Source organism: Streptomyces odonnellii, assembly GCF_000981895.1.
Classification (GTDB): Bacteria; Actinomycetota; Actinomycetes; order Streptomycetales; family Streptomycetaceae; genus Streptomyces; species Streptomyces odonnellii.
Genome location: NZ_LATD01000372.1, coordinates 1 through 12,914 on the forward strand (window position 1 = coordinate 1; position 12,914 = coordinate 12,914).

Annotated in this window: 13 protein-coding genes and 2 pseudogenes; 8 read left to right on the forward strand and 7 right to left on the reverse strand. The window is 68.1% G+C overall.

Annotated features, from left to right (window positions below):
* Both WH07_RS30000 and WH07_RS41445 read left to right on the forward strand, forming a co-directional pair.
* Positions 1-1,017 (forward strand): LCP family protein (locus tag WH07_RS30000; protein WP_046506831.1); only part of this gene is annotated, 1,017 nt, incomplete at its 5' end.
* Positions 1,018-1,104: 87 nt separating this feature from the next.
* A pseudogene (locus WH07_RS41445) lies at positions 1,105-1,284 on the forward strand (sulfite exporter TauE/SafE family protein); the annotation flags it as partial.
* Between the two features lie 31 nt (positions 1,285-1,315).
* Here WH07_RS41445 and WH07_RS41450 read toward each other — a convergent pair.
* From WH07_RS41450 to WH07_RS30020, 4 genes and pseudogenes are all read right to left on the reverse strand, one after another.
* Positions 1,316-1,495: a hypothetical protein gene (locus WH07_RS41450; protein ID WP_232789113.1), complete on the reverse strand. Its 180-nt coding sequence runs from the start codon at positions 1,493-1,495 to the stop codon at positions 1,316-1,318.
* 453 nt (positions 1,496-1,948) lie between these two features.
* The gene (locus WH07_RS30010; RefSeq protein ID WP_232789114.1) at positions 1,949-2,458 is read right to left on the reverse strand and encodes an ATP-binding protein; all 510 of its coding nucleotides are present in this window, start codon (positions 2,456-2,458) and stop codon (positions 1,949-1,951) included.
* A gap of 441 nt (positions 2,459-2,899) precedes the next feature.
* Positions 2,900-4,153 (reverse strand): helix-turn-helix domain-containing protein, encoded by a 1,254-nt coding sequence (locus tag WH07_RS30015; RefSeq protein WP_232789115.1) that lies wholly within the window; start codon positions 4,151-4,153, stop codon positions 2,900-2,902.
* A gap of 195 nt (positions 4,154-4,348) precedes the next feature.
* Positions 4,349-5,043: pseudogene (locus WH07_RS30020) on the reverse strand (HAD family hydrolase).
* Positions 5,044-5,411: 368 nt separating this feature from the next.
* Here WH07_RS30020 and WH07_RS38240 point away from each other — a divergent pair.
* The 5 genes from WH07_RS38240 (at position 5,412) to WH07_RS30040 (ending at position 7,874) form a co-directional block, all read left to right on the forward strand.
* A complete protein-coding gene (locus WH07_RS38240; protein WP_079023676.1) occupies positions 5,412-5,621 on the forward strand; it encodes a hypothetical protein in 210 nt (69 codons plus the stop codon).
* Positions 5,605-6,129, forward strand: coding sequence for a DUF6879 family protein (locus tag WH07_RS30025; protein WP_046506838.1), 525 nt, complete (start codon positions 5,605-5,607; stop codon positions 6,127-6,129). The genes WH07_RS38240 and WH07_RS30025 overlap by 17 nt, the downstream gene beginning before the upstream one ends.
* Entirely contained in the window at positions 6,119-6,952 is an 834-nt protein-coding gene (locus tag WH07_RS30030; RefSeq protein ID WP_046506840.1) for a helix-turn-helix domain-containing protein, read from the forward strand. The genes WH07_RS30025 and WH07_RS30030 overlap by 11 nt, the downstream gene beginning before the upstream one ends.
* A gap of 138 nt (positions 6,953-7,090) precedes the next feature.
* Entirely contained in the window at positions 7,091-7,315 is a 225-nt protein-coding gene (locus WH07_RS30035) for a DUF397 domain-containing protein (RefSeq protein ID WP_046506842.1), read from the forward strand.
* 91 nt (positions 7,316-7,406) lie between these two features.
* Positions 7,407-7,874: a hypothetical protein gene (locus WH07_RS30040; RefSeq protein WP_046506858.1), complete on the forward strand. Its 468-nt coding sequence runs from the start codon at positions 7,407-7,409 to the stop codon at positions 7,872-7,874.
* A gap of 14 nt (positions 7,875-7,888) precedes the next feature.
* On the opposite strand, the gene WH07_RS30045 is transcribed toward WH07_RS30040, so the two are convergent.
* On the reverse strand, positions 7,889-9,061 hold the full coding sequence (locus tag WH07_RS30045; protein WP_046506845.1) for an acyl-CoA dehydrogenase: 1,173 nt from the start codon (positions 9,059-9,061) through the stop codon (positions 7,889-7,891).
* A 185-nt stretch (positions 9,062-9,246) separates the two neighbouring features.
* Here WH07_RS30045 and WH07_RS30050 point away from each other — a divergent pair, with 185 nt between their 5' ends.
* Positions 9,247-10,593 carry a UDP-glucose dehydrogenase family protein gene (locus WH07_RS30050; RefSeq protein WP_046506848.1) on the forward strand — a complete coding sequence of 449 codons (1,347 nt, stop codon included), beginning with the start codon at positions 9,247-9,249 and terminating at the stop codon, positions 10,591-10,593.
* Between the two features lie 274 nt (positions 10,594-10,867).
* On the opposite strand, the gene WH07_RS30055 is transcribed toward WH07_RS30050, so the two are convergent.
* Both WH07_RS30055 and WH07_RS30060 read right to left on the reverse strand, forming a co-directional pair.
* On the reverse strand, positions 10,868-11,386 hold the full coding sequence (locus WH07_RS30055) for a CGNR zinc finger domain-containing protein (protein ID WP_046506850.1): 519 nt from the start codon (positions 11,384-11,386) through the stop codon (positions 10,868-10,870).
* Between the two features lie 118 nt (positions 11,387-11,504).
* On the reverse strand, positions 11,505-12,707 hold the full coding sequence (locus WH07_RS30060) for an IS110 family RNA-guided transposase (RefSeq protein WP_046506852.1): 1,203 nt from the start codon (positions 12,705-12,707) through the stop codon (positions 11,505-11,507).
* Between the last annotated feature and the right edge of the window lie 207 nt (positions 12,708-12,914).

The window sequence follows — 12,914 nt, forward strand, 5'->3', positions numbered from 1 at the left end:
CCGCCCCCGCCGAGCGGCCCGCCCGGACCGCAGTACGCGCCGGACTGGCGCCGCCGGATCAAGGTCGGCGCGCTGGTGCTGGTCGTCGTGTTCCTCGGCGTCACCATCGGTACGTACTTCTGGGCCGACGGCAAGCTCAAGCGCGAGGTCGATCTCTCGAAGGTCATCGAGCGCCCGGCGGAGGGCGACGGCACCAACTATCTGATCGTCGGCTCGGACAGCCGTGAGGGCATGACCGCCGAGGACAAGAAGAAGCTGCACACGGGCTCCGCCGAGGGCAAGCGCACCGACTCGATGATGATCCTGCACGACGGGTCGAACGGGCCGACGCTGATCTCGCTGCCGCGCGACTCGAATGTGACGATCCCCTCGTTCCGCGGTTCCGAGTCCGGCAAGCTCTTCCCGAACACCGGCCGGCAGACCAAGCTCAACGCGGCGTACGCGGAGGACGGGCCCGAACTGCTCGTCCGTACCGTCGAGTTCAACACCGGGCTGCACATCGACCACTATGTCGAGATCGGCTTCGCGGGCTTCGCCAACATCGTGGACGCGATCGGCGGGGTGGAGATCGACATCCCGAAGGCGTTCAAGGACAAGAAGTCCGGCGCCGACTTCCAGGCGGGCAAGCAGACCCTGAACGGCGAGCAGTCCCTCGCCTTCGTACGGACCCGGTACGCCTTCGCCAACAGCGATCTGGACCGTACGAAGAACCAGCAGAAGTTCCTCGCCGCGCTGGCCTCGCAGACCGCCACCCCGGGCACGATCCTCAACCCGTTCAAGCTCTACCCGACCATGGGCGCGGGCCTGGACACGCTGATCGTGGACAAGGACATGTCCCTGTGGTCGCTGGGCCAGATGTTCTTCGCGATGAAGGGCGTCACGGGCGGCGAGGGCAAGTCCATGAACATGCCGATCTCGGGCAGCGTCGGCGGCAATCTCGTCTGGGACAAGGCCAAGGTCAAGGAGCTGGTGAACCAGCTCAACAACGACGAGAAGGTCACGGTCTCGGGCGACTGAGTTCCGACGCACGGCACCGCGCGCACGAAGGGCCGAGCGGCCTGGCCGACAGGGCCGCCCGGACTCACCGCGAGCCTGCCGACAGCGATGGTGACCGCCCCGGTCGGAGTGTCCGGGGCGGTCTTTCTGCTGCCGGTGCAGCTGGTGATCGGCGCGGTCATCCGCGTGTACGCGGTGCCGGGCCCGGGGATCTTCCGGCTGTTCGTGGCGCTTCTGCTGCTGCCCCTGGGCCTGTGGCTGGCCATACGCACCCTCCGCCCGGCCCGCCACCGAACCCGGGTTGGGAGTGGTTGCGCGCCTAGGCTCGCTTCAGGTAGGCGGCGTGTTCCGCTGCCAGATCCACGATGGTGAACTCCTGGAACTCCATGATCAGTTGCCCCGCGAGCACCCAGGGGAGCCGCCGGCTCTCGAACGCGACCCCGCCCGCGTCGCACATCACCGGGAACACCCCGGCCGGCTGATACACGACACCATGCACCCCCGCCACCACAAACGTCCGCACCCGCAAGGCGACACAGCGCTTGCGTAAGTGCGGACACGCCCCCCACCGAGGCGACCGCGCAGGGCACACACAGCGGCGGATGCGTGGTGACGTACCCGGGCTTGCTCAACTCCGGATAGTCGGCATCCTCGCCGACCACCCACAACGTGCCGCCCTCGGTACGGTCGGACGGGCCGCCGCAAATCTGGCACAGCAGTTTGCGCATCGCCAGCCGCTGCCCCAGGAAGTGCACGTTCCCGAACTCGGGCCGCCCCTTCCCGGGGCTGATGCCCACCCGTTTCCAGAGCACGCCGAGGTCGTCACGCTCGTACGGCCCCTCATCGGCGTACGCGATACCGCTGCCCCGCACGACCAGCACGCCCGAGGGCCGGTGCTCCGAGGACCAGCACGCGATGTACGGCACAACCAGAGGCCCACCCACCGGCGCAGTCACGAGCATTCCCGCTCAACGGGCCGTACCAGCGGCACCGACAAAGTCGCCCATACCGCCTTCCCTGGCCCGTTCCGCTCGGCCACTCCCCACTCGTCCGCCAGTGCGTCGACCAGGAGCAGTCCCCGGCCGTCCGACGCCTCCAGGTCCGGGGTACGCGGCTCCGGCCGCTCCGGCGAACCATCGTGCACCTCGATCCGTAACCCACCCACACTGCGGAAGTACCGCGTCTCGATGACCTGCTCCGGTGTCACCCTGGCATGCAGCCCGGCATTGCCGAGAAGCTCCGAGAGGATCAGGACGGCCGAGTCCTCCAGTACCGACAGCCCCCAGTCCGCCAGCGCCTTCCGCAACGCCAACCGTGCGTACGCGACGCATCGCGGATCCGGGCTCCACCGCAGCACAACAACGCTGGTGGCCGGGTCCAGCCGCTCGGTCAAGCCTCGCGACGGGGATGTGTCGCGCGGATGCTTCTCGGGATCTGTTCCGCGGACTGTATGTTCGGTCATGTCGACGCTCCTGTCAGCGTTGGCCATGCCCCGGAGCCGTTCGTGCGGCTGCCGGGGTGTCATAAGGAAGAGGGCGTAAGGCGACAACGCCCCGGGCATGTGTGGCGGGCACCGCCCCGTACGCGAGACTGGGGTGGGCGCCGGGCGGGCGAGGGTGCCGTACGGTCCGTCCTCGGGCTTCCCAGTCGGCCACCGCACCCCTGGACCGTGGCAAGCATCCGTACGGCCTTGTGGGCGCGGTCGTTGCGAAAGAGAGTGGGCCTTCCGCCCGACCAGGCCGCGCGGGGGTCTCGTGTGCGCTGCTGAACGACAGCAGCCACCCGGCGATAGCTGTCTTTGTTGCGGCAAGCACAACTACCCCTTCGTCAGCGGCCCTTCAGCTCTGACGACGACGGTAGGAGCAGACGGTACCGAGCAGGCGCACAGATTGTGCGCCCTTGCTCAGGCGGACAGCAGACCCAGCTTGACGGCGAGTTCAGAGGCGCGCCGACGCCGTGCGGGCAGCTTTGATTCGGTCTGCTCAAGGACGATGGCCTTGGCGTACCCGTTGTACTTGATCGTTTCGGGGGCGGCTTCGTGCGCGCGTGCCAGCATGTCCAGCGACACGTCCGGCTGCCCGTCCAGGTGGTAGCCACGCGCCTCTTCGATCCGATGGCGGGCGCGGCGCGGCCGGGACCGGATCGTGGCGGCGTCAGACTGTGTGGCCTGACGGACCGACTCGCCGCCGGAGTGCAGTTCCACGGCCACGGTGACGGCGTGCGCGCCCATGATGGCCTGAGAGAAGCTCGTGACGGGATGGAAGTACTCGCGAGGGAGCCGGTCGGCCATGGCACGGGCCTGGTCCCAGTAGCGCCATGCCGTACCCGTCTCGCGGCGCCGTGCGGCCGTGTACCCGGCCTCGAAGGTCAAGGCGCCGGTGATGGCCAGGACGTCGTCCGAAGCGTCCGGCAGCAAGGGTGTGAGGAACTCCAGCGCCTCCTTGGTGACCGAGTCCGCAGCGTCGTAATGGCCCGGTCCTGAGTCCCGGTGCGCCTGGGCGGTGAGCCACGCGGCAACACCGATCGCATGGGGGTCCTCGGACTCCTGGGCCGCGACCATGCCGCGCTCGGCGACACGCCACAGCAGCGGTGCGTCCGGCTGGTAGGCCACGAAGAACTGACTCAGGCTGTACACCTCGGACAACGCGCCTTGCGCGGTTCGGCGTTCGGCCGCGCTGTCGGCCTGCCGTACAGCCAGTTGGGCGTCCCGGATGAGATCCGGCAGGAGGGTTCCGACGGCTTCACGATGGTTCGGCGCCGAGTGCCGTGACTCCCAGGCGCGTGCGAGCCGTACCTGAATATGGCTGATCGGCGGCGCTTGGCGCCGTGTTGTGAGAGGGAAAGCGTCAACGGCCGCTTTGACGGCGGCGAGCCGTGGGTGGCCGGGGCCGGTGAACAGAGCGATGGGCACGGAGAGGTCCCCTGTGAGTTCGGAGAGGTCCCGGACCCGCAGGATCTCCGCCAGGCGCAGGAAGGTCACCAGCTTCGGTGTCTGGAGCCGGCCTTCTTCCATCGCGCGGACCCAGGAAGCGGACTTGTCGCCCACGAGCCCACCGAGTTGGGCGCGGGTCATGCCTCGGCGGGTACGGAGGATCTTCAGCCGTTGCCCGAAAGCAATCGGGTTGTTGTACGGGTCCGGGGTAGCGTCAGACAGCACGGCCTTGCCCCTCTCTGAACAGCTCGTCACTGCCAGGGTATGGGGCAGGGCCATTTTCATGTGTCCACACAGCCCAAATGTGCAGCGGCCCGCGAAGCGCTCGCCGCACCGGGCGGGATCCAGCCTGGGCACGAGGACACGGGGCTGCCGTTTCACGCGGGCGCTCGGTGCCGAGCCACGGGACGAGAAGGTCTTCTATCGCCTCGAACGATGAGCGGCGCACGGTACGTCCAGCTCAGCTCCAGGGCCGCCGGACGCCACTATCGAAGCAAGCTGCGTGAGGCTGTCGATGCGCCAGTCCGCCGCCTCCACCACCTCCGGGTCGTCCGCCCACAGATAACCCCACGGCCCGCGCCGCAGATGCGCCGTGCGCAGGCCCGCGCGCCGGGCGGGGAACACGTCATTCGCCGGGTGGTCGCCGACGTACACCGTCCGGCCGGCCTCCGCCCGCCCCACCTCGATCACATGCTCGAAGAACTCCGGATCGGGCTTGGCCACCCCCCACTCGGCCGAGGTGGCCACCAGATCGACCGGCAGATCCAGCCGGCGCAGCAGATCGCCGGACTTGACGGTCTGGTTGCCCGCCAGGACGACCCGGATGCCGAGTGCCTGGAGACCGGCCAGGGTCGGCCGTACATCGGGATAGAGGTTGGACCGTCGAGACGCTCACCGCGACCGGCGGCCTCACGCGCCGCGTACTCCATGTCGACATCGATGTCCGGCCGGACGAGGCGCAGGGCGTCGGAGTTGTCTCTGCTCTGCGCGACGACGGCGCCGACGAGGGCCGAGATGGTGTGGCGGGGCATGCCGAGCCAGTCGGCCCAGGAGGCCCAGTAGCGGTCGTCACGTACGAGGGTTTCACCGATGTCGAGGACCACAGCGCGGATCATGGCCGCATCGTAGCCAGCGGGCGCGTCCGTCGAGGAGTGCTCCCGCGTCTGCGGGGACTGGGGCCACAACGGTGGGCACGCTGTACGCGGCGAAACCCTCGGGGGCTGAACCCCGCCCGCCTTACGGCAGGTTCCTCGCCATCACTATGCGCTGGATCTGGTTCCTGCCTTCGCAGATCCGCGTGCTTTACGGCACTCAAGCCCCTGACCTGCAAGGAGACTCCTTCGATGGAGTGCCTCCTCCAACATCCCGTGATCGTCTACCCGACAACGCAAATATTGGCGATGTGCCATGGACCGGCCGCCACCGGCTGTCCTAGCGTCCTCATGGCGGCAGGGAACGACCCTTGCGCCGGAGGAGGGGCACGATGGCGCGTGAGGTACTGACCCGCCTTACTGGCAATGTCGGCGGACCCAACTGTGACGACGACGATTGCCCCAACGTCTACCGGACCAAAAGCGGTTCATTCGTTGTCCAGGGAGAGGTGTCCGATGCCTTCGCCACGCCTGAGGGCGAGGGTTTGGTGGAGATCCCCGAGAACGTTCTGAAGGAGGCTGTCCGTGCTCTTGGATGGTGAGGTCTGGCGTAGGTTCTTCGACTCCTTCGAGCGGGAAGCGTGGCGGTTTGAGGCGCAGCCCACCTACGCCATGCCCAGGGAGCAAGAGAACGTTGCCCGCTTCCTGCGAGGTGAGGCCAAACCCGCCGACCACAACGCCCGCTGGCATGAACGGGTGCGCGGGTACATCGAGTCAGGCAGGAGCATCGGCCGTGTACGCGTCGTGCGCCGGCCGTTGACCGGCTACCAGCGGTATCAATTCGCGTGGGGCATCCCCGGCAACATTGCGGCCGGTGAGGATATCCGCGTCTTGGACGTAACGCGGGAAGGCTATGGCTTGCCACTTTCTGGCTGTGACTGGTGGATGTTCGACGAAACCCGCATCGCTCATCTCAACTTCCGCGCGGACGGTGCGCAGATCAACCGCGCGGCATACGAGGGCGATCCGGCACCCTACCAGGAGTGGAAGCGAATCGCCCTGGAGCGCTCCGTGCCTTTCGAGGAGTACGTGAAGGGCCTTGACGTTTGACCCTGGGCAGCTAGGGCAGTCGAAGGCTGACCTGGCGGAAACACTCCGCACCATGCGCAGGCGAGCCAGCCGTACGCAGATCTGGCTCGCTCAGCGCTGCAACATGTCCCAAACAAAACTCAGTAACATTGAGACGGGCCGGATTACCCCGGGTCTGGTCGATGTCGAGCTGATTCTCAGATCCCTCGACGCTCCTCCAGAACTGGTCGCGGAAGTGGCCGCCCTCGCACGGCTGGCCAACACTGAATGGCAGGGAAAGCGGGCGTCGTGGCGGAGGGGACTGGAGAAGCGCCAGGCAGAGTTGGCGGGCCTCGAAGCGGAAGCAACGACTCTTCGCTACTTCCTGCCTGCGATGGTGACGGGCCTTCTGGCCATACCCGAGTACATCAGGGCCAGTCTTGGCCACTCGCCGGTGGACATCTCCAAGACGGTCACAAAGAAGCTGGAACGGCAATCTGTTCTGTACGACGGCACGAAGCGGTTTACGTTCCTGTTGACAGAGCAAGCCGTCAGGTGGGCAGTGGTTCCTCGTGCGGCGATGGCCGTGCAGATCGACCACCTGATCTCAATATCCCACCTTCCCAACATACGTATCGGCGTAATCCCGTTAGGTGTGGCTGTAGGGCGAGGCCCGATGAACACTTTCACGCTGTACGACCAGCGACTGGTAACCGTTGAGACCTTCACGGGGCGCATTGTTTTCCAGGACGCCAGGGATATCGCGGAGCACCTTGAAGTGTTCGACCTGTACGAGCGTCACGCACTGTTTGGTACCGAGGTCAGAGACCTACTCGGGGAATGGGCTGTCGCCTGCCGATCGTGATCGTCTACCCGACAACGCGAATAATGCTGGAGGCCTCAACCGGACAGGCCGAGAATTCTTCTATGCCGTCCGATGGAAGAAACCGAGGGCGGGGGACGGCCGTACCCGCGGCCGTCAGACGATCAGGAAGGCGTACCGATGCAGAACGGAACCGACCTGTACCACCTCCCTCTTGGGGAAGCGGAATTCTCCAAGGCGTGCGGAGGCCCCTGCACCGAAGGGTGCGTGACCCTGGCTCGGATCGGTGACAACGTCTGGGCCGTGGGTGACAGCAAGCGGCCGGAGGCGGAGCCGCTGCGGTTCACCACGGAGGAGTTGGACGCGGCCGGTATCGCCCCGGAGCGGTTCGGCCTGAACGTCTGACCCTCCACCCTCTCCATCCGGTCCCGGTCCCCACTCCACAGGGCCGGGACCGGTTGATCCTGTGACCGTCGACACCGAACAGGAACGACTGGTGCACCACCACGGTTATCTGTGGACCGGGCCGAAAGTCCGCTTCGACCAGGAAGCCCTGCGACGGCCCCCGTATCCCGAGCCGCCCCCGGCAGGAAGCAAGCCGGAACTGATCCAGCGCTACCGCGAGGTGGCCGCCGAGTTCCCCACATCTGATCTGCCACCTCTGGAGACGGCGTACTGGCTCGTCAAGCCGCGCTCTTTGATTCGCGGCACGTGGGGCGAGGCGAAGGAAGCGGAGGCGTGGCTGAGGGAACGACTGGCCGAGTACACGCACCGGTTCGCATCCGAGACGGACCGGGACACGGCCTACCTGGCGCTACTGGTGAACTCCGCTGCTGAGCGGCTGGACGGGGGCACTGATGTATCGCTCGGCTTCTACCTCGAACGCCCCTCGTATCTGTCCCTGGCGCTGGTGACGTGCTCCCCGAATCACTCGAAGCCTGAACTGGTCTGCCCTATCCCCTGACCTGCGAAAAACTGCTACGGCAGGTTCCTCGCCATGACGATGCGCTGGATCTGGTTCGTGCCCTCGTAGATCTGGGTGATCTTGGCGTCGCGCATCATGCGTTCGACCGGGTAGTCGCGGGTGTAGCCGTAGCCGCCCAGGAGCTGGACCGCGTCCGTGGTGATCTCCATGGCCGCGTCGGAGGCGAAGCACTTGGCGGCGGCGCCGAAGAAGGTCAGGTCTTCCTTGGTGGCGCCCTCGGTGGTGCGCTCCGAGCGGGCCGCGGCGGCGTAGGTGAGCTGGCGGGCCGCTTCCAGCTTCATCGCCATGTCGGCGAGCATGAACTGGACGCCCTGGAAGTCGGCGATCGGCTTGCCGAACTGCTTGCGCTCCTGGACGTACCCCTTGGCGTAGTCGAGCGCGCCCTGCGCGATGCCCAGGGCCTGGGCGGCGATGGTGATGCGGGTGTGGTCGAGGGTCTTCATGGCCGTGGCGAAGCCGGTGCCCTCGGCGCCTATCAGGCGGTCGGCCGGGATACGGACGTTGTCGAGGTAGACCTCGCGGGTCGGGGAGCCCTTGATGCCGAGCTTCTTCTCCGGGGCGCCGAAGGAGACGCCCTCGTCCCCCTTCTCGACCACGAACGCGCTGATGCCCTTGGAGCGCTTCTCCGGGTCCGTGACGGCCATCACCGTGTAGTACTCGGAGACACCGGCGTTGGTGATCCAGCGCTTCACGCCGTTGAGGACGTAGTGGTCGCCGTCCCGGACCGCCCTCGTCTTCATCCCGGCGGCGTCGGAGCCCGCGTCCGGCTCGGAGAGGCAGTACGAGAACATCGCGTCGCCCTTGGCCAGCGGCCCCAGATACCTCTTCTTGAGGTCCTCGCTGCCGGAGAGGATCACGGGCAGCGAGCCGAGCTTGTTCACGGCCGGGATCAGGGAGGAAGAGGCGCAGGCCCGCGCGACCTCCTCGATCACGATCACGGTGGCGAGGGCATCGGCGCCGGCCCCGCCGTACTCCTCCGGCACATGGATGGCGTGCAGGTCGGAGCCGACCAGTGCGTCGAGGGCCTCCTGCGGGAAGCGGGCCTCCTCGTCGACCGCGGCGGCGTGGGGCGCGATCTTCGCCTCGGCGAGCGCGCGCACGGCCTCACGGAGCATGTCGTGCTCTTCGGACGTGCGGTAAAGGTCGAAATCAGCCGGTCCGGCCACGGTCTTCCACTCCCCACGATGCTAACTACCGTTAAGTAACCCAATCTTAGGGGCGTGGCCTCCACGGGTACAGGTGAGTTTGCCGACATCGCTCGACCATGGGGTCCGAGTGCCCTGCTGAGCTGTCACTACGCGCGGCTATGCTCGGGCCCGCACTCGCCGCCCACGTCCCCCAGGAGCACCCCATGGCCCTCAAGATCACAGTGATCGGCACCGGTTATCTCGGCGCCACCCACGCCGCGGCCATGGCGGAGCTGGGCTTCGAGGTCCTCGGTCTCGACGTGGTGCCGGAGAAGATCGAGATGCTCTCGGCGGGCCGGGTGCCGATGTACGAGCCTGGGCTGGAGGAGCTGCTGCGCAAGCACGTCGCGGGGATCGAGGGGTCGAGCGGGCGGCTCCGGTTCACCCGGGACTGGGCGGAGGTCGCGGAGTTCGGCGATGTGCACTTCATCTGCGTGAACACCCCGCAGAAGCAGGGCGAGTACGCCTGCGACATGTCGTACGTCGACTCCGCCGTCGACAGTCTCGCCAAGCATCTCGGCCGGCCCGCGCTGGTCGTCGGCAAGTCCACGGTGCCCGTGGGCAGCGCGGAGCGGCTGGCGGCCCGTATCGCCGAACTGGCACCTGCGGGCGGTCAGGTGGAGCTGGCGTGGAACCCGGAGTTCCTGCGCGAGGGCTTCGCCGTGGCGGACACCCTGCACCCGGACCGGATCGTGGTGGGCGTACGCAGCGAGCGCGCCGAACGGATACTGCGCGAGGTGTACGCGACACCGGTCGGGGAGGGCTCGCCGTTCGTGGTGACGGACTTCCCGACCGCCGAGCTGGTGAAGACCTCCGCGAACTCGTTCCTGGCCACGAAGATCTCGTTCATCAACGCGATGGCGGAAGTGTGCGAGGCGGCGGGCGGCGATGTGGCGAAGCTGGCGGAGGCGCTCGGGTACGACGAGCGCATCGGCGACAAGTTCCTGCGCGCGGGGATCGGCTTCGGCGGCGGCTGCCTGCCGAAGGACATCCGGGCGTTCATGGCGCGGGCCGGCGAGCTGGGTGCGGACCAGGCGCTGACCTTCCTGCGCGAGGTCGACTCGATCAACATGCGTCGCCGCCGCGACATGGTGGAGCTGGCGCGCGAGGCGGTGGGCGGCGACTCGTCCTTCCTCGGCAAGCGGGTCGCGGTGCTGGGCGCGACGTTCAAGCCGGACTCGGACGACGTACGGGACTCGCCCGCGCTCAATGTGGCCGGGCAGATCCACCTCCAGGGCGGCCAGGTGACCGTGTACGACCCCAAGGGCATGGAGAACGCGAAGCGGCTCTTCCCGACGCTGGGGTACGCGGACTCGGCGGTGGAGGCGGTGCGCGGCGCGGATGTAGTGCTGCACCTGACCGAATGGCGCGAGTTCCGCGAGCTGGACCCGGCGGCGCTGGGCGAGGTGACGGCACGCCGCCTGGTACTGGACGGGCGCAACGCCCTGGACCCGGCCCGCTGGCGCGCGGCGGGCTGGACGTACCGCGCGATGGGCCGCCCCCGGGCGTGATTTTTTGAGGGCTCGGTTCGCCTCCGGGCGCCTCAAGCCCCTGTCGACGGTCGACCGTGCTCGCCCCCTCGTACCTCGGGGCCTGCGCGCGCTCTCCCTTTCGGCACCGACCGCGCCCCTTCGGCTCACTCGCCGGGCCGACGACAGCAGCCCGGACATGTCCGCACCCCAGGGCGGGCCGCCAGCAGCCCGGGTCATGCCCGTACCCCCGGGCGGCCGTGCGGGGCCGGGACATGTCCGTACCCCCGGGCGGCCGGGGTGTGTCCGGGCGTCCTTATACGGCTGGGCCCCTCCTCGCGCGGTACGCGCGCATCTTTGCTCGGGCGCCGCATACCGACATCGAGCACCAGCGGCCACGTCCCGCCGGACTGCGGTCGTAGTACGCCCACTGGCAGTCCTCGGCCTCGCACGCCTTGAGGCGGAGCCACGTACCCTCCGCGACCGCCGCTGCTATCGCCTCCGCGACCCGGGACACCAGGGTGTCGCGGGCCCCGGCCGGGCGGAGTACGGCGCCGCCTTCGGGGTCGACGGCGACCCGGAGCGGGGCGTCGGCCAGGAGGCGGTCCAGGTCGGCGGTCGAGCGGTCCGGCGGGTGGTGGCCCGCGTGGGCGAGACAGACCGTACGCAGGGCCTCCCGGAGTTCACGGGCCGCGACGGCGTCCCGCTCGGTGAGGCCGAAGGCGGCGCGGCCGTCCGGCGTGTCGAGGGAGTCGGCGCCCGTCTCGATGTCCAGCGTGTTCACCAGGGCCTCGATCAGCGCGAGGCCTCCAGGTGCGGACGGCCTGTCATTCATGGTTGCGACGTTACCTCCTGTGCGGGAGCATGCAGTCACCACGACCGTTACCGGTTGAGCCCATCCAGCGGTAACGGTCTAGCAGTGAGAGGCACGAGAAGGAGTCTCAATGACGAAGTCAAGCCGCCTGCGTGACCGGCGGAGCGGAGGTGAACACCCGTCCGTCACGCAGCAGAGCCCACAACACACTCGCTCGTCGGCGGGCCAGGGCAATGACGGCCTGGACGTGTTTGCAGCCCTCTGCCCGCTTCTTGAGGTAGAAGTCCCGGTTCGGTCCTTCGCGGATGATGCTGGTCTGCGCGGACATGTAGAACACCCGTCGCAGGCGGCGGCTGTAGCGCTTGGGCCGGTGCAGGTTGCCGGTGCGGCGTCCGGAGTCACGCGGGACGGGCACCAGCCCGGCGGCCGACGCGAGGTGACCGGCATCGACGTAGGCCGACAAGTCGCCGGCGGACACGACGAACTCGGCCCCGAGTACCGGGCCCATGCCGGGCAGGGATTCGATGATCTCCGCCTGCGGGTGACTGCGGAACGTGTCGCGGATCTGCTTGTCGATCCGTTTGAGCCGGTCGTCCAGGGCCAGGACCTGCGCGGCCAGGTCGGCGACGATCTGGGCGGCGACGTCTTCTCCGGGCAGTGCGGTGTGCTGGGCCTGCGCGGCTTCCAGCGCAGTCGCCGCAACCGCGTCGGCGCCGCGGACACCGCGGTTGGCCAGCCAGGCCGTGAGCCGGGCCCGGCCGCGACGGCGAAGGACAGCCGGGGTCTGGTAGCCGGTCAGCAACACCAGCGCACCCTTGTGGCTGCTGTAATCGAAAGCCCGCTCCAGCGCGGGGAAGATGCCGGTCAGCACGTCGCGAAGCCGATTGACCAGCCGGACCCGGCCGGCGACCAGGTCGGATCGGTGGGCGGTCAGCAGGGCGAGGTCCGCGGCCAGCTGGGCAGGCACGTCGATGACGGCGAAGTCCCGGCGCTGGCGGGCGGTTTCGGCGATGACATAGGCGTCACGGGCGTCGGTCTTCGCCTCGCCCCGGTAGGCGCCCGACATGCGGTTGACCGTGCGGCCGGGAACGTAGACGGCCTGCTGGCCGCGGGCGGCGAGCAGAGCCAGCAACAGGGCGGAGGATGTGCCGGAGATGTCCACTGCCCAGTGGACCTCCCCGGCCAGCTCCAGGATCTCGCCGAGCGCGGCCAGGATCGCCGACTCGTCATTGTCGATCTTCTTCGACCACAAGGTTGCGCCGGTCTCATCGACCGCCACCGCCCAGTGGTGGCCCTTGCCTGCGTCGATGCCGGCCCAGACCCGGGCCCGTCGCTCGCTCACTCGCCCCTCCCCAGTTCCAACAGTGTGCCATCGGCCCGAGGAACACCCCGCTGTCATCTCCGTAATCAGCGACCGCACGAAGCGCGCACATCTCAATCAGCAGCCAGGGCGCCCCGGAGAACCGGGCGGCCACTCCTTCGAAGCCACTGAAGGCAAGAACCCATAAGCCACACCCGGCCCTCCCGGGCCGCCTAACAACTTACGGAG

What these genes read in the sequence shown, in the direction of transcription:
- WH07_RS30010 (WP_232789114.1), bottom strand. Translation starts at nt 2,458, where the DNA reads ATGACCGAACATACAGTCCGCGGAACAGATCCCGAGAAGCATCCGCGC.
- WH07_RS38240 (WP_079023676.1), top strand. Translation starts at nt 5,412, where the DNA reads ATGGCGCGTGAGGTACTGACCCGCCTTACTGGCAATGTCGGCGGACCC.
- WH07_RS30035 (WP_046506842.1), top strand. Translation starts at nt 7,091, where the DNA reads ATGCAGAACGGAACCGACCTGTACCACCTCCCTCTTGGGGAAGCGGAA.
- WH07_RS30050 (WP_046506848.1), top strand. Translation starts at nt 9,247, where the DNA reads ATGGCCCTCAAGATCACAGTGATCGGCACCGGTTATCTCGGCGCCACC.
- WH07_RS30055 (WP_046506850.1), bottom strand. Translation starts at nt 11,386, where the DNA reads ATGAATGACAGGCCGTCCGCACCTGGAGGCCTCGCGCTGATCGAGGCC.